Origin of the sequence: Streptomyces sp. NPDC057253 (genome assembly GCF_042669125.1) — a bacterium.
Taxonomy (GTDB): domain Bacteria; phylum Actinomycetota; class Actinomycetes; order Streptomycetales; family Streptomycetaceae; genus Streptomyces.
The window spans coordinates 67,043-83,488 of the sequence record NZ_JBHUXV010000024.1 but is presented as its reverse complement, the minus strand read 5'-3'; the positions used below and the strand labels follow the sequence as shown (position 1 = coordinate 83,488).

8 protein-coding genes are annotated in these 16,446 nt (G+C 71.4%); 4 read left to right on the top strand and 4 right to left on the bottom strand.

Annotation, left to right across the window (positions count from 1 at the left end):
- Window positions 1-21 precede the first annotated feature (21 nt).
- Window positions 22-1,551: a long-chain fatty acid--CoA ligase gene (locus ACFULQ_RS16110; protein ID WP_383543732.1), complete on the top strand. Its 1,530-nt coding sequence runs from the start codon at window positions 22-24 to the stop codon at window positions 1,549-1,551.
- A 329-nt stretch (window positions 1,552-1,880) separates the two neighbouring features.
- Here the strand turns inward: ACFULQ_RS16110 and ACFULQ_RS16105 are convergent, their stop codons facing one another.
- Complete coding sequence (locus ACFULQ_RS16105) at window positions 1,881-3,734, bottom strand: M1 family aminopeptidase (RefSeq protein ID WP_383543729.1); 1,854 nt, start codon at window positions 3,732-3,734, stop codon at window positions 1,881-1,883.
- Between the two features lie 510 nt (window positions 3,735-4,244).
- Between ACFULQ_RS16105 and ACFULQ_RS16100 the strand changes: the two genes are divergently transcribed.
- Complete coding sequence (locus tag ACFULQ_RS16100; RefSeq protein ID WP_383543726.1) at window positions 4,245-7,646, top strand: BTAD domain-containing putative transcriptional regulator; 3,402 nt, start codon at window positions 4,245-4,247, stop codon at window positions 7,644-7,646.
- A gap of 193 nt (window positions 7,647-7,839) precedes the next feature.
- On the opposite strand, the gene ACFULQ_RS16095 is transcribed toward ACFULQ_RS16100, so the two are convergent.
- Window positions 7,840-9,051: an RNA-guided endonuclease InsQ/TnpB family protein gene (locus tag ACFULQ_RS16095; RefSeq protein WP_383543723.1), complete on the bottom strand. Its 1,212-nt coding sequence runs from the start codon at window positions 9,049-9,051 to the stop codon at window positions 7,840-7,842.
- Between the two features lie 161 nt (window positions 9,052-9,212).
- Between ACFULQ_RS16095 and ACFULQ_RS16090 the strand changes: the two genes are divergently transcribed.
- Together ACFULQ_RS16090 and ACFULQ_RS16085 are read left to right on the top strand one after the other, a co-directional pair.
- Window positions 9,213-11,039 (top strand): serine/threonine-protein kinase, encoded by a 1,827-nt coding sequence (locus ACFULQ_RS16090; RefSeq protein ID WP_383543720.1) that lies wholly within the window; start codon window positions 9,213-9,215, stop codon window positions 11,037-11,039.
- A gap of 331 nt (window positions 11,040-11,370) precedes the next feature.
- Entirely contained in the window at window positions 11,371-12,042 is a 672-nt protein-coding gene (locus ACFULQ_RS16085; protein WP_383543717.1) for a hypothetical protein, read from the top strand.
- Here ACFULQ_RS16085 and ACFULQ_RS16080 read toward each other — a convergent pair whose 3' ends face one another.
- Entirely contained in the window at window positions 12,043-15,456 is a 3,414-nt protein-coding gene (locus tag ACFULQ_RS16080) for a BTAD domain-containing putative transcriptional regulator (protein ID WP_383543714.1), read from the bottom strand.
- A 408-nt stretch (window positions 15,457-15,864) separates the two neighbouring features.
- Window positions 15,865-16,413 (bottom strand): hypothetical protein, encoded by a 549-nt coding sequence (locus tag ACFULQ_RS16075; protein ID WP_383543711.1) that lies wholly within the window; start codon window positions 16,411-16,413, stop codon window positions 15,865-15,867.
- Between the last annotated feature and the right edge of the window lie 33 nt (window positions 16,414-16,446).

The window sequence follows — 16,446 nt, the reverse complement described above, 5'->3', positions numbered from 1 at the left end:
CTGAGAGAAGGGAGACGCACCATGCGCAATCAGGGGCTCGGCTCGTGGCCCGCACGGCGTGCCCGCATGGCACCGGAGGCCACCGCCGTCGTGCACGACGGTGGATCCCAGTCCTACGGAGAGCTGGCCGCTCGCGTGACGCGGCTCGCGCACGCCCTGCGTGCCCTGGGGGTCGGCCACGGCGACCGGGTGGCCTACCTCGGCGCGAACCATCCGGCCCTGGCGGAGACCCTGTTCGCCGCGAACGCGCTGGGCGCCGTCTTCGTCCCGCTCAACACCCGCCTCGCGGCACCCGAGTTGGCCTTCATCCTGGGGGACGCGGGAGCGTCGGTGCTGGTGTTCGGGCCCGAACTCACCGACATCGTCCACGCGTTGAGGGACGACGTCGAGGTGAAGCACTACGTCGAGGTGGGGAGCGCGTACGAGGAGCTGCTCGCGAACGCACCCGACGGCCCCCTGGACGAGACGGTCGGCCTCGACGAGGTGTGCATGATCCAGTACACCTCGGGCACCAGCGGCCGCCCCAAGGGGGTCATGCTCACCCACGCCAACATTGCCTGGAACTGCTTCAACATCCTGCTGGAGGCGGACATCGCCTCGGACGACGTCGCTCTGGTGGTGGCGCCGATGTTCCACACCGCCGCCCTCAACGCCGTCTTCCTGCCGGGCTTCCTCAAAGGAGGGACGTCGGTGCTGATGCGCGCTTTCGACCCGGAACGGGTGCTCGACGTCATCGCCGAGCACCGGGTGACGAGGATGTTCGGCGTGCCCGCGATGTACCAGGCCATGGCCCGGTCGTCGCGGTGGGCGACGGCCGACCTGTCGTCGGTCCGGATCCTGATGTGCGCGGCGGCACCCGTCCCCAAGGCCCTCATCCACACGTATCAGGACCGTGGCCTGACCTTCCTCCAGGAGTATGGCCTGACCGAGACCGCCCCCGCCGCGCTGGGCCTGCGCGCACCGGACAGCATCCGCAAGGCCGGGTCCGCCGGCAAACCCTGCTTCTTCACGGACGTACGCGTGGTGCGGCCCGACCTCACCGATGTCGCACCGGGCGAGGTCGGCGAGGTGATCATCGAGGGCCTCAACGTGATGAAGGGCTACTGGCAGTGGCCCGAAGCGACCGAGGACGCCTTCGTGAACGGGAGTTGGTTCCGCTCCGGAGACGCGGCCACCGTCGACGAGGAGGGGTACGTCACGATCGTCGACCGGATCAAGGACATGTACATCTCCGGCGGGGAGAATGTCTATCCGGCCGAGGTCGAGCAACTCCTCTACCAGCATCCCGCGGTCGCCGAATGCGCGGTGATCGGCGTACCCGACGAACGATGGGGTGAGGTGGGCAGAGCGCTGGTCGTGCCCCGCGCGGGCGCCGACGTATCGCCCGACGACATCATGGACTCCCTGTCCGGCCGACTCGCCAAGTACAAGCTCCCCAAGTCGGTCGTCCTCGTCGACGCCCTGCCCCGCAACGCCACCGGCAAGATCCTCAAGGCCCACCTGCGCAGCCAGTACGGCTCCCTGTCGGACCGCGGCGCCGAGGAGGCATGACGCCAGGCATCCCTGCGGGCCCCGCGCGAGAGCCGGTGGACGGCGCCGGCACGACTTCGCCAACCGGGTTGCGGCCCTGACCTGCTCCTTCCCGGCCCCAACCCGCCCTGGCGGCACCAGCTGACCCCGCTCACCACCGCCGACCACGCCTGACAGCCCCGACGGCGAAGGACACACCGCAGAGGACGAGGTCGCCCGTCTGATCCTCGACCACGCCCAGAAGGTGCGCGTGGAGGAGGGCGACCTCGTCTTCGATGTCCTGACCAAGGAGGCGAATCCCTCTGATCGAGGTGGAGGCCTCGGTGCTGACCTTCCTCGTTCCGGTCGGCTCAGCCGTCGATACGGTGCGTGCTCCAGAAGGACGTCAGGTCCGTGCTGGTCGCCGCCTGGGCCGCCGCCTTGAACTCGGCGGTGGTCGAGACGCCGTACCAGTGTGAACTCGCGTAGCTCTTCAGCAGGTTGGTCATCGCCGTGTCACCGATCAGCCGCCGCAGATCGTGCAGGGCGCACTTGCCGTAGCCGTAGACGACGGTGGAGTACCGGGACGAGTGGGCGTCCCAGTAGGCCATGGAGTTGGTGATCTTCTCCGCCGAGGAGGCCCAGGAGACGCTGTTCCAGCAGTTGGTGCCGGTCTTGCCGAGGGCGAGGTCGGTGGCGTAGTCGGTGAACGACTCGTCCAGCCAGGGGCTGTTGTACTCGTCGTCGCCGACGATGCCGTACCACCACTGGTGGCCGATCTCGTGGGTGAGCGCGGTGGTGCTGACGAGGTCCAGGACGAAGCCCGGGTACTCCATGCCGCCGAACCAGTAGTTGTTGTCGATGACCGCGTCCAACTCGCTGTAGGGGTAGGCCCCGAAGCGGCCGGCGTGTGCGTCGACGGCCGTCTTGGCGGTGCTCAGCATCGACTGCGCGTCGGAGGAGCTGATGCCGGAGACGGAGTAGATGTTGATGGCCGTCCCGGCCGCCGAGGTGCCGGAGATCTTGCTGAACGGGCCCGCGGCCCAGGCGAAGTCACGGACCTTCGTCGCGGTCGCCGTGGTGACGGTGCGCCCGCTGGAGCCTGGGGTGTCGGTCGAGGTGCCGGTGGCCGGGACCAGCAGCGAACTCGGGTGGTCCAGCGTCACCTTGAAGTCGGCGGCCAGGGAGTAGAACGACTCGCCGTTGTTGGTGTACGGGTCCAGGTGCCAGCCCGAGCCGTCCTTCACCGCGAGCACGGGCAGCGCGTTGCCGATGTTGTTGAACGCACCGTCATGGCCGAACCGGTCGGCGCCGCTGGGCACGGTGATGCCCAGGTCGAAGCCGATCGTGGCGGACTGCCCCTGCGTCAGGGGTGTCGGCAGGGTGATCCGGAGCGCCGTGCAGGCGACGGAGAGCGAACCGGCCGTACCGCCGGTGACGTTGGTGACCGTGATCGGCATCGCGTCGCAGGTGCCGTGGTAGTTGTCCCACAGGCGCAGGTACACCTCGCTCAGCGCGGTCGAGGAGGCGTTGGCGAAGGTGGCGCTCTCATGGCCGGTCCAGACGGTGCCGGAGGTGTTGCTGCTCAGGTTCACCGTGTACGAGGGCGCGGCCGGCGTCCGTGTCGAGTCCGCGGGCGGGGTGGTGTCGCCGGAGGTGTCGAGGGTGATGTCGTCGAGGACGAAGCTGGTCTGGAGGCTGGAGTCCTCGGTGCCGGTGAAGGCGAGGGTGACGGTCTGCCCCGCGAACGACGACACGTCGAGGGTCTTCTTCACATATCCCGTGGCCTTGTCGAGGTTCGACCAGGTCGCCAGCGTGGTGCTGCCGATCTTCGCCGTCAGCTTGTCGTAGGCGGTGGACGAGGTGGTCTCGGCGGTGTCGATGTGCAGCCAGAACGACAGGGTGGCGGTGCTGCAGCCGGACGGGATCGTCACGCTCTGCGAGAGCGTGTCGGTGTGCGTGCCGCCGGTGCCGTCGAGCCAGGCGAAGCTGGTGCCGCCGTGCGCGGACTGGCCGGAACGGCTGGTGATCACGCTCGTGGACGACTGTGTCCAGGGCGAAGTGCCGCTCTCGAAGCCGCCGTTGACGACCGTCTGGGTCGGCGTGCAGGCCGCGGCCGCGTCGGTGGCGGCGGACGCCGGGTGGACGGGGAGCAGGGAAACGGCGACCAGCGCGGCGACGGCGAGGGCGCGCGCGGCGACGGATCTGTGGGGGGTGGTTCTCACGCGTAACTCCTTTGCGGCGACCGGGATCCCGGTCTGCTCGGCGGCCACATAACGGCTGGGGTGCGTCGGTGGGTGGCCGTGGACTGCGTGTATCGATTGACGGGAGCATGCCATATGGGAGGGTGCGATGGGGATGGGCACACCGGTTCGTAGGCCAATTCACCGGGCGTGGATCTGGTGGGCCGGGATCAGCAACCTGGGGTCTGCGCGAGAGAGGTTTCCTCCGCCGCCGCGGTCGGCCGGCCCGGCACGCGTTGTCGCTGCGGTTACTGTCCGCCCTCCCCATCTGCATCCCCGCCGCGCCCCGGGCAGGCACGCAGGCACGCAGGCACGCAGGCACGCACGCAACGGGAGATCGAGTGCGATGGATGATCAGTCGCGGGAATCCCACGAAGCAGCCGCACCGCCAAGCGGATCGGCGCCATCGCCCGGGACATCGCGGTCGTCGAGCCCAGTGCCCAATACGTACCGTTCTGGTCGGCGGGGCAAGAGCCGGGCACTATGAGGCGCATGCAGCACGCCGACAGAGCCGGGCCGAGACCCAGCGCTCCGGGATCCGACTCCCGTGAGAGCGCCGCCGGGCTGCGGGTCAGGGTTCTCGGTGAGCTGACCGTGGCACACGACGGACGGCCCTTGCACCTTGGCGGTCCCCGGCCGCGTGCACTGTTCGCGCTGCTGGTGCTGGCCCGGGGCGCTGTGGTCACCTGCGACCGGTTGATCGACGCCATGTGGGGCGAGGAGGCGCCGCCGAGCGCGGTCGGTGCTCTGCAGGCGTACGTCTCGCGGTTGCGGCGGGAGTTCCAACCGGTTCTGACGGCCGGCACCCGCAGCAGCATCCTCGTGCGGGAGCGCGCCGGTTACGCGATCCGTCTGGCTCGGCACGAGGTTGATGCCTGGTGGTTCGAAGCGCTCCTTGAGCAGACGGGCCAGGACACGCCCTCGACACCCGACAAGGCCGCTCTCCTCGCCGAGGCACTCGGTCTCTGGCAGGGCCCGGCCTTGGCCGGGTTCGAGGACCAGCCCTGGGCACGGACAGAGGCAGCCCGCCTGACGGCACTGCGTGAAGTGGTACGAGAACGGCTGCTGGCGGCCCGCCTGGAACAAGACGGACAGGACACGTCACTGCTCCACGAGGCCGAGGAACTCGTCGCCGAACGACCCCTCCGCGAGGAACGCTGGTGGCTGCTCGCCCTCGCCCACCACCAGGCCCGCGACCACGCCCAGGCCCTCTCCGTACTGCACCGCGCCCGCCGCACACTCGCCGACGAACTGGGCATAGATCCAGGCCCCGCCCTGCGACGCCTGGAAGCCGAGATCCTGTCCCATGCCCCGAGCCCCGCCGTACCCGAGCCGCCTCCGCCGCCCGCACCCGAGTCGGCAGACGTCTCTGTGTCGGGCCAACTCATCGAACGAGAGGCCGAGTTGGCCGAACTGCGGCACTGTCTGGCGGACGCGGCCGCAGGCCGTGGCGGGCTGATCTGTGTGCAGGGCCCCGCCGGGATCGGCCGCACCGCCCTGCTGGCAGAGACGCGCCGACTCGGCACGCAACGAGGCCTACGTGTACGAGGTGCCGGTGCCGGCCCGCAGACATCACGCACCGGGCACCCGCGCGAACCCTACGACGTCGTACGGCAGTTGCTCGGCCCGCAGGTCTCCGGGCCTGGCGGCGTGCTGTCTGCCACGACTTCGCCGCCATCCGACGGCGCGGATGATTTCGACGTTCTGCACGGGCTCTACCGACTCACCGAACGCCTCGCCACCGCACACACCCCACCACGCTCGCCTCTGCTCCTCCTCGTCGACGACCTCCAGACCTGCGATCCGCCATCCCTCCGCTTCCTCGCGCACCTGCTGCCCCGCATCCAGTCCCTGCCGATCCTCGTCGTGACCACACTGCACACCGGGGAACAGCCCGCCTCGGACGAGAGCGCGCACGTACTGGCCGACCTCGCCCAGGATCCGATGGTGGTGCACCTCCAACCGCAGCCGCTCACAGTGGAGGGCACCGGTCGTCTCGTACGCCGGCACCTCGGTGACCTGGTACGCGAGGAGGTCATTCAGACCTGTCACCGGGTCTCGCAAGGACTGCCGCTGCTGTTGACCCAGATGCTCGCGGCACTGGCGAAGACGGGAGAGGAAACCAACCCCTGCACCATCCACGAATTCGGCGTACGGGCCGTCCGCGACCTCCTGCTCCCCCGGCTGGACCGGCTGCCGCCCGCCGCCGCGCACGTCGTACGGGCGATCGCCGTCCTCGGCGGCGCGGCCTCCCTGCCCGCACTCGCCGCCTTCACGGAGCTGTCCGAACAGGACGTGGCCACCGCCACGGCGGCCCTGGTGCGGGCAGACGTGGTCCGTGACCAGTACCCGCTGGACTTCGCCCATCCCCTGGCCGGTGAAGCCGTACTGCGGACGGTGCCGCAGGACGAGCTCCCGGCTCTGCACGCAAAGGCGGCACGCCTTCTCGACCGTGCCGGGGCCGCTTCGGAGCAGATCGCCGCCCATCTGCTGCCGGCCCCTCGCCGGGGCGACCCCTGGGCGGTTGACGTGCTGCGCAGCGCCGCGGCCCGCGCCAGCGCCCGCGGCGCCAACGACACCGCCGCCACCCTGCTCACCAGGGCGCTGCTCGAGCCCCCTGCGCCGAACGTACGGCCCGAGGTGCTCCTGGAACTGGGGCGGGCCGAAGCACACGTCAACGGACCGGCGGCGGCCCGGCATCTGCGGGAGGCGTACGAGAGTTCTCCGTCGGCGGTCGGCGCCGCACGTCTGCTCGCGCAGATGCTGATCTACAGCGGGAGGCCAGGCGAGGCGGCCGCGTTCGCTGCACGGGCGGCGGCGGAACTGTCCATCGGACGGGCCGACATGGACCGCGACGACGCTGCGGCCGACGAACGGCGAGGGCTGCTGGCCCTGGCGGGGCTCGGTGCCTTCGCCCACGGGCTCCCTACCGCGGCAGCCGGTGACGCCCGGATCTGCGGCACGGACGATCCCGCGGCGCCCGTCCTCGGGGACGGGCCCGGCGCTCGCATGCTCGCCGCAGAGGCGGCGCGAGAGGCCACCGTGTGGCGGCTCGACCGCGCCGAGGCCATCGCCTCGGCCCGCCGCGCGCTCACGGAACGGGTACTGCTGCACAGCGGCGAGATCCTCTCGTGGTGCACGGCGGGCGTGGTGTTGGATCTGGCCGGCGAGGACGTCAGGGTGCTGTGGGACGAGACGCTGACCTACGCCGGGCAGCGGGGGTCGCTGATCGGCACGCTGTCGGCCCATCTGTGGAAGGGCTTCACACAGTGGCGGCACGACGCGCCGGAGCAGGCCCGCCGCTCGCTGGAATCCGCCCTGGAGCAGTTCGCCGCGTGGGGGGTCAGGCCCGGAGCGCCCCAGTGCCGGGCCTTCCTGACAGGTGTGCTGCTGGACCTCGGTGACATCGCCGGAGCACGGGCCTGCGTGGAGCGCATGCAGCTGCGGAGCGCGGGTGGTGAGGGGACGCGTCTGCGCGCGGAGAGCGAGGCTCGTGTGCTGCTCGCCGAAGGCCAGTGGCCGCAGGCGCTGGCGGTGCTGGATGACGTACGGCATCTGCAGCCCGACGTGGTGAACCCGGTGTGGTGGGACGAGGGGCTGCTGCGGGTGCGGGCGCTGACCGGGGTGGGTGAGCGGGAGCGGGCCGAAGGGCTGGCGCGGGAGCAGTTGTCGATGGCCCGTCGGTGGGGCGCGCCCGGCACCGTCGGCCGGGTGCTGCGGCTGCTCGGTGAGGCGCGCGGGCCCGACGGCGCGGGCGAGCTCAGGGAGGCGCTCGCGCTGACGGCGGATGGTCCGGCTCGTCTGGAGCATGCCCGTGCCCGGCAGTCCCTGCAGGCCGTGACCCGCGGTGATCGGGTCGAGGACGGTGTCGTACGCCGATTCCCCCCGGTGTGACCGGCGTACGACAGACCGTCGGCAGGAGAATCCGACAGCCGGCTTGCGATCGGCTTGCAAGCGGTTCGCAAGCCCGATGGTGCATCGTCCGTGTCCCAGCCGAGGCAGGCGCATCACGCAGCAGACGCATCGCAGGAGCACGAACGGGGGCGGCCCGGGGGACGGGCCGAAGTCAAGGACTTGACTTCCCCGCCTAAAGGCAGGGGATTCCAGCGGTCGCCCGCTGGGGTTCCTGCTTCACCGACGACCGCCCCGTGCGGGAGGACTCCCGTTGAGGTCTTACACCGTCTCCACAGGCGGATGCCGCCAGCCCGGCGGCCAGGATGTTGCGTGCCGCATTCACATCGCGGTCATGCACCGCGCCGCAGTGCTCGCACGTCCACGCGCGGACGTTCAGCGGCAGCTTCCCGCGGACCGTGCCGCAGCTCCCGCACAGTTTCGAGCTGGGGAAGAAGCGGTCGATCACGACGAGTTCGCGCCCGTACCAAGCGCACTTGTACTCCAGCATCATGCGCAGGTCCGTCCAGGCCGCATCGGAGATGGCGCGCGCCAGGCGGCCGTTCTTCAGCAGGTTGCGGACGGTGAGGTCCTCGATCACGACCACTTGGTTCTCGTGGACGATGCGCGAGGTCAGTTTGTGCAGGAAGTCCCGGCGCCGGTCGGCGATCCGCGCATGGACCTTGGCGACACGACGACGGGCTTTCTCCCGGTTCGCGGAGCCCTTCGCCTTGCGCGCCAGCTCCCGCTGCGCGCGGGCCAGGCGGGCGCGATCGTGGCGTTCGTGCCGGGGGTTGGCGATCTTCTCCCCGGTGGACAGGGTCACCAGGGAGGTGATCCCGGCGTCCAGGCCGACCGCCTTCGTGGTGGCGGGGGCCGGGGCGATGGTGTCCTCGCACAGCAGGGACACGAACCAGCGGCCGGCCGCGTCGCGGGACACGCTCACCGTGGTCGGCTCCGCACCTTCCGGCAGCGGACGCGACCAGCGGATGTCCAAAGGCTCCGCCGTCTTGGCCAGAGTCAGTCGCCCGTCGCGCCAGGTGAAGGCGCTACGGGTGTACTCGGCCGACGCGCGGGACTTTTTCCGCGACTTGTAGCGCGGATACTGCGCGCGCTTGGCGAAGAAGTGGGCGAACGCCGCCTGAAGGTGGCGCAGCGCCTGCTGGAGCGGAACGGAGGACACCTCGGTCAGGAAGGCGAGTTCCTCGGTCTTCTTCCACCGGGTGAGCGCGGCCGAGGACTGCACGTAGGAGATCCGGCGCTGCTCGCCGTACCAGGCCCGGGTGCGCTCCTCCAACGCCTTGTTGTACACCAGGCGAACACAGCCGAACGTGCGCGACAGCTCCGCCACCTGCTCGTCCGTGGGGTAAAAGCGGTACTTGAACGCCCGCTTGACCTGCTTCGCCATTTCTCACACTCTATCAGCTCCCGTGTGAGCATTGAGTGTTGGCCGGTGAGCAGCGGGCGCCGGTCCGCCCTGACGGCGAACCGACTTCTCTTGCGCTACTCCGCAGGGGCTTCGTTTCCTCCCCAGCCTGAAGGCCGGGGTATCCACGAAGAAAGGCCCCGATGAGCGAGGCGATACGCGGCGGGGACCCGTGGGCGGTCCCCGGCTACACACAGACGAAGACGCTGGGTTCGGGGGCGAGCGGCCGGGTGGTGCTGGCCCGGCACGACACGACCGGCACCCAGGTGGCGATCAAGTACCTGGCCGAACAGCTCAGTGACGACCCCGCCTTCCGCGAGGTCTTCCGCGCCGAGGCCCGGCTGCTGGGCGAGCTGCGCTCCCCCCATGTGGTGGCGCTGTACGAGTTCGTGGAGAGCCCGCGCGGTGCCGCCATCGTCATGGAGCTGGTGGACGGCGTGGCTCTGCGCACGCTGTTGCGTGAGCACGGTGCCACGACTCCCGAGGCCGCGCTCACCGTGCTCAAGGGCTCGCTGCTCGGCCTTGCGGCGGCCCACGCCGCCGGTGTCGTGCACCGCGACTACAAGCCGGACAACGTTCTGGTCGACGCCGAGGGTTGCTCCAAGCTGGTCGACTTCGGCATCGCCGTGCCGAGCGGGGTGGCGGCCAACGCGTCGGGCACCCCGATCTACATGGCGCCGGAACAGTGGACCGGCGGTGCGGCGGCGCCGGCCACCGACGTGTACGCGGCGACGGCCACCTTCTTCGAGTGTCTGACGGGAATGAAGCCCTACCCGGGCCGGACGCTGGCCGAGCTGGCCGTCCAGCACATCGAGGCGCCGATCCCGGACGAGCTGGCGCCCGAGCCGGTGCGTCCGTTGATCCGCCGGGGCCTGGCCAAGACGCCCGAGGAGCGTCCGCAGAGCGCGGCGGCGTTCGTCGAGGAGCTCGAAGCCGTCGCGGCGGGCGCGTACGGCGAGGAGTGGGAGGAGACCGGTCGACGTGAACTCGCCGCTCTCGCCGTCCTGTTCCTGCTTCGGTTCCCGTCGGCGGACGGTTCCGCCTCGGGGACCACGGCGTTGGCCACCACCGTCCTCAAGCCGACCTCCCGTCGGCTGCCCGGTCGGCGGGGGAAGGTGCTGGCCGGGCTCGCGGCGGGGACCCTGCTGGTGGTCGGCGGGGTCGCGGTGACAGCGGTCGCGACGGGCGGGGGCTCGGGCACGGGGCATCGCACCAGGAACGCGGCCGGATCGGGCGGCTCCACCGACGAGCCCGGCTCCAGCGCGTCTGCCGGCTCCCCGGACGCGGCGCCCTCGGCGTCCGACGCCTCCCCCTCGCCCTCCCAGGCCGGCTCGCCCTCCGCGTCGGCGTCCGGCGACGCGAGCGGCTCCCCCGGTCCGGACGGCACATCGGGCAGCTCGGGCAGCGGATCGTCCGGCGCGGGAGGAACCACGGCGGGAAGCGGTACGAGCACCACGGGCGGCGGCGGAACCACCGGCAGCACGTCCGGCGGTGGTACGTCCACGAGCGCGGGCGGTACGTCGACCAGCGGGGGCGGCACGACGGGCGGGGGTTCCAGCAGTGGGGGCGGTGCGACGAGCGGGGGCTCCACCAGCGGGGGCGGTACCGCCACACCGGCGCCCACGCTCGACGTCACCTCCGCGCAGATCAACGCGGTCAGCCCGACCTCGGCCGTCTGCACCATCGTTGCCTCGGTGACGGTGACCACCGACGGCGCGGCCGACGGAACGCTCTACCTCAGCTGGTACGTCAGCGACTCACCCCGGGTCGTCGGCACGGTCGTCGCCACCGACCCGGTCCCGCTGCCCAAGGGCAAGACGCAGATCGCGAACCGCTACACCCACGCCTTCCACGTCCCGACGCGCTCCGGCTACCTCGGCGTCAAGGTCACCACCGATCCCGCGGCCGACTCGGGCAACGGGTCCTTCCAGGCCACCGCGGCCCCCGTCGATTGCGACCCGCCCCGTTGACTTCTCCCCCAGCTGAAGCAGGGAGATTCTTCCCTCGCGGGTTGAGCTTTCTGCTTCTCAGACAGCAGCTGCCCCGAACTAACGGCAAGGGACGTTGGTACGCCCAGCAGTCTTACGCCAGCTCCACAGACCTGACATCCCGCCAGCCCGGCGGTAGGCCCAACCAGCTTGGTTATCGCCGACAGGACACCAAGCAAACTACCACCTACGTGCAGCTGGTTGGCAGTGAACGCCGATCCGCCCTGGCGGCGCATCGGCCTTCCCCGCCCTGCTCCACAGGAGTCCGTTTACTCCCCCGCCTGAAGGCGGGGGTATCCACGGAGGAATCCCGATGAACCCACCTTCCGAGGACCCCCGGCTGCGATTCGCCCGTACGGAGCCGCCGGCCGCCCCCGGCGATCCCGATCTGACCGCCACCCTCCCGCCGACGGATCCCGCGGCGACCCTGCACCTTCCGTCCTCGGAAACGGCCGAGGGGGAAACCCGGTTCGGGCCGGGCGTGCCCGGTGCGCCGGGCATGGCCGACAACCGCGCGACGGCCATCTGGCGGGGCACGCTCACGCCGGATGTGCCGTCCGGCGCGACCGTGCGCCCTCGTCGTCCCTGGTGGCGGCGCCAGCTGCGGTCCCTGCTCGTGGCCGTCGCTGTCGTGGTGGCCGTCGTCGTGGGTCTGCGCTCCTGCGCGACGGCCGGATCACCACTGAAGGTGCTGGACGCCGACGTCACGGCACCCGCAGTGGGCCACTGCGCGAAGACGGTCGTCATCACCGGAGTCCTCAGGACCGATGGCCACCCCGGCACCGTCGACTACCGCTGGAAACGCAGCGACGGCACGGCGTCGGCCGTCCTCCACCAGGATTTCGGCAAGAACGTCAAGAGCGCGAAGGTCGTGCTGCGGTGGAGCTTCGACGGCCGCGGCACCATGAAGGCCACCGCCACCCTCGACGTGTTGGCGCCGGACCGGCTGACGGCCTCGACGAGCTTCACGTACGACTGCTCCTGATCATGTCCACGCGGCGTGGCCGTGCTCCGCAAGGCCCGCCGCCCCGCACTCCTGCGCGATGCTCCGCCCCCGGTTCCGCAGGGAACCGGCCTGGTCCTTCGGGGCGTGCTCGGCGAGGGTGAGGAGCGCTCGGGCGTATTCGAGGCGCGCCGGGCCATGGGTCAAGAGGGCGAGCGACTCCCGCAGTTGAGGCTCACCCTCGGCGCCGCGCAGTTCTCCGACCATGCGCAGCACCCGCCCCAGCGTGCTGGGGGCTCCCCAGCCGCGGGCGACCGCCAGCTGTTCCTCGGCCAGGGCCAGCGCCTCGGTCCGTCGGCCGACACCCGCGAGGGCCCGCACCCGCAGCAGCGACCACGGCCACCAGGCCGGGTTGGCCTGCGCGGGCTGGAGATGCGTGACGCCGTCGAGGGCGGCCAGGGCCTCCTGGTAGCGTCCCTCCGCGTTCAGCACCCGCGCCTCGCTCTCGCCGAGCAGTCGCTGGCCCTCCGCACCCCGAACCCAGCCACGCATCCGTTCGAGGCAGGTGCGCGCGCCGGCGGTGTCGCCGAGGTCCAGCAGCACGGCGGTCAGGAAGGTACGGCCCTGTGGGGCGCCCGGTGCCAGACCCCACATCTCCGACTGCCCCACCGCGGTCTCCAGGGACTGCCGGGCCGCGCCCAGGTGCCCGTTGTTCCACTGGGTGAAGCCGCGCCAGAGGTGGGTGGCGAGCACGGAGAACAGCGAGCCCCGCTCGACGGCACGGGCCACGGCGGCATCCCACAGTTCGTCGACCCGTTCGTCGGCCAGATGCAGGACGATGCCGGCGGTGTACCAGAGCATCTCCTCCCCGGCCGCTTGGAGCACTCCGTCGGCGACGGCGAAACGGGCGAGGGTCACAGCCCGCTCGCGGTCGCTGCCGTCCGAGGCGGCCTCCCGGGCGAGGTTGGCGGCGAGCATCCGGGCGCCGGGTCCGTCGCCCTCGACGACCGGGTCCTCGACGGTGCGCCACAGCCGCTGGTCCAGGCCGTGCATGAACCCGCTGATGCGCTCCAGTGCCAGCAGTCCCTGCCGTTCGTCGCTCAGCTCGGCGGGCAGTTCGCTTCCCGCCCGCCGCGCGAATTCGGTGGCCTGGCCGTGGCCGCCGGCGAAGACCAGGAGGCGGGCGAGCAGCAGGGCGGCGAGCGCCCGGTCTCGCGGGTCGGCGAGGGATTCGTACGCCTGACGCAGATGTTCCACGGCAGCCGGGCCGTTGCCGAGCATCTCGGCGCGGCCGAGTTCGAGCAGCACCCGGGGCCGGCGTTCGGGGGCGGGTGGTTCGGCGAGGACGCGGGCGAGGTAGGTGGCGGCCGCGTCGGGGGTGCCCCTGCCTACGGCCTCGCGGGCCGCCGTACACAGGATCTCGACCACGGCCGGGTCCCCTCGGTGTGGGGCGAGCAGCAGCTGGGCCGCCGTCCGCTCCGGCAGCGCACCTGCGGCGGCCAGCGCGCGGGCCGCCCGCTCATGGCGCAACTGCCGCTCGCCGGGCGGGAGTTCGTGGTAGACGGCCTCCCCGACAAGGGGGTGCACGAAGGCGTACGGCTGACCGTCGCGCAGGATCTCGGCCTGTACGAGCGACACGATCGCCCGCTCCGCCTCCGCCTCCGGCCGCTCCATGAGCGCCGCCGCCTCGGCGAGCGTGGCTGTCCCGTCTCCGAGGACGGCCACGGCCTGTGCGGCGGTCCGTGCTTCTTCGGGCAGCCGGGCGATACGGCCCAGCACCAGCCCGGACACCGCGCGTGCCCCGATCCGGGCGACCTCGCCGCTGTGCGCCGCGTCGGGCCGTATCCCGCGGGCCTGCAGCGCCCGCAGCAACTGCCGTAGCAGCAACGGGTTTCCGGCCGTGGCGCGATGGCAGGCCGCCGTGAACTCCTCCCCCGGTTCCTCGCCGAGCGTCCGGCGCACCAGATCGGCGACCCCGCCCGCCGTCAACGCTGTCGGCCTGATCCGCACCACCGCCGGGTCGCTCACCAATGTCCCCGGCAACTCCCCTCCTTGCTGCACCTCGCCCGTCCGCAGCGTGAGAGCGATGAGCAGCCCCAGCCCCTCCATCCGGCCCGCCAGCAGACCTAGGAACCGCACCGAACCGCTGTCGCACCACTGGACGTCGTCCACGGCCAGCACCAGCGGCCCATGCGCCCGCACCAGCTTCCGTGTCAGCTCGCACAGCCCGTTCAGCACCGCGAAACTCTGCGGCTGCGGCCCTCGCACCGCCCCGAACACCGCGCCCGCCGCGGCGGAGGGTCCGGCGAACAGCGCCTGCTCACTCCCGCCCACGATGTGCTCGAACAACTGCCGTACGACCCCGAAACCGTAGTCCTTCTCCCGCTGGCTGCCCCTGGCGGTCAGCGTCAACGCCCCCTGCTCGACAGCGAGTTCAGAGGCCTCGCCGAGCAGGCGGCTCTTGCCGATGCCGGCTGGGCCCTCGATGAGGACCACCCCCGGTCTGCCGTCCAGGGCCGCACGCAGGCTGTCGCGCAGCTCGGCGATCTGCATCTCCCGCTCCACGAGCGCGTCGACCCGCGCGGCGGGCCGGGCGTCGGGCCGGACAGCCGAGCCCGCACGGACCGGGGCGGACGTACCGGCCGTCACAAGGACGCTGTCCGGCAACTTCCGGGACGGAGCGTCAAGCGCCGGCGACTGGGCCAGGATCCTGGCCTCGAGGTCTCCCAGCTCCGTCCCCGGGGCGACGGATCCGGCGGGCAGCACCTTTCGCCCGCGGCGCAGCGCCTCCAGGGCGTCCGCCTGACGATGGGCGCGGTAGAGGGCGAGGGCGAGCAGACGCCAGCGCTCCGCACGCAGCGGCTCCTCGGCGAGAAGCGATTCGAGTTCCGGGACGAGAACGGCGTCCTCGCCGCGGGCCAGGCGGGCGGCGAGCAGGCGTTCGCGTGCCGCCTCCCGCAGCTCGGCCAGGCGCGACGACTCCGGGCGAGCCCAGGAGTCGTCGGCGTACTCCGCGTAGGCCGGGCCCCGCCACAACGCGAGCCCGGACTCCAGGACGGACACCGCCTGCGACGGCCGGCCCTGGTCGAAATGGACGGCGGCGGACCGCAGCGCCTCCTCGAACCGCCAGGCGTCCACCGCGTCGTCCGGCAGCCGCAACGAGTACCCCGCCCCCTGGCTGACGATGACACCGGCGCGCGCCCTCGCCTCCCGCTCCGGTTCGAGGCAGCGCCTGAGATGGGAGACGTGGGCGTGCAGCGAGGCGGCAGCGCTGGGAGGCGGCGTGCCGCCCCAGACCCCTGCGATGAGCCGGTCGCGGGTCACCACCGAGCCTCGGGCGACGATCAGCAGGGCGAGCACGGCACGCTGCCGCCGCCCGCCCAGGTCCAACGGCCGGGCCTGGATCCCGGCCCCGACCTCACCGAGCACCGTCATGCGCAATGCGTGCAGCGACACGCGGGCATCAAACCAGAACATCGCCACATTGCTCCACAACAGCTTCACAACGGGACCGTGCGGGGGCGGTGCGGCGCCTGCCGCCCCGGGGCGCAGCCCGCGTGGGAGGCAGGTTTCACCGAGGCAGGCTTCACCCCTGGAGCTGAGCGATCCGAGCCGATTTCGAGGAACTGGACGGCCGGCTCGAAGCTGTCGACTTCACCTCCGACCGTGAGTGCGCCGCTTACGGCATGAGACCCGCCGGCTTCGCCGCGTTGCGCGCCCGGGTCCACAACTGGCTCGACGACCTCGGGCTGCGAGTTGCCAGTCGCCGGTGAGATGCGTGCGGCCTCCGCTTGGCCTTGGGTGAGCAAGGAACGGTCCCGGGTAAGCAACGGTGCACGTCATACGGACGTATCGACTTCCGGATCAATGCCAGCAAGTTTCCTTGCCGCCGTCCCGCTCGGTGCCGACCGATACCGAGTAGGCGAGGCCCGTGCCGACCTCGGGCTCGGGCGAGAAGCCTTTGGGACGGAGGTCGACGTCGAGCAGCAGATGCCGGCCCTGCTCGGTCCTGGTCCAGCAGGCACCCTCCACGGTGGCGGGCGGTGCCCCGGCGGCGGGGTCCTCCTCGAACTTCCAGCCGGCCGCGGCGGCTGTCTTGGTGTAGTAGGCGATGACGTCGTCAGGTTTGCCCGGGAACGCGTACAGGCGGTCCGCGTGCAGCCAGGGCGCTCCGCTGCTGTCGTCGTCGCATCCGGTGGTCACGCCCACCCCGCGGTAGTTGGCGGGTGCCGAGGCATGGGCGGGTGGCGAGTCGAGGAGTGGCTGCTTGGCCAGTCGCTTGAGTTCGGCGGCCGTGTCGTGGCAGCCGTCGTCGCCGCCGAGGGCGGAGCACGCACTGAGGAAGGCGGTCGGCAGCAGGAGAGCCGCCGCCAGTATGACGCGGGTGCCGACGGACGATGGTGTGGGGAACAACTTGGCTCCTGCGAGTACGGGTGGACGTGGGTG

Coding starts and splice junctions, on each gene's coding strand:
- ACFULQ_RS16110 (WP_383543732.1), top strand. CDS start 22: ATGCGCAATCAGGGGCTCGGCTCGTGGCCCGCACGGCGTGCCCGCATG.
- ACFULQ_RS16100 (WP_383543726.1), top strand. CDS start 4,245: ATGCAGCACGCCGACAGAGCCGGGCCGAGACCCAGCGCTCCGGGATCC.
- ACFULQ_RS16095 (WP_383543723.1), bottom strand. CDS start 9,051: ATGGCGAAGCAGGTCAAGCGGGCGTTCAAGTACCGCTTTTACCCCACG.
- ACFULQ_RS16090 (WP_383543720.1), top strand. CDS start 9,213: ATGAGCGAGGCGATACGCGGCGGGGACCCGTGGGCGGTCCCCGGCTAC.
- ACFULQ_RS16085 (WP_383543717.1), top strand. CDS start 11,371: ATGAACCCACCTTCCGAGGACCCCCGGCTGCGATTCGCCCGTACGGAG.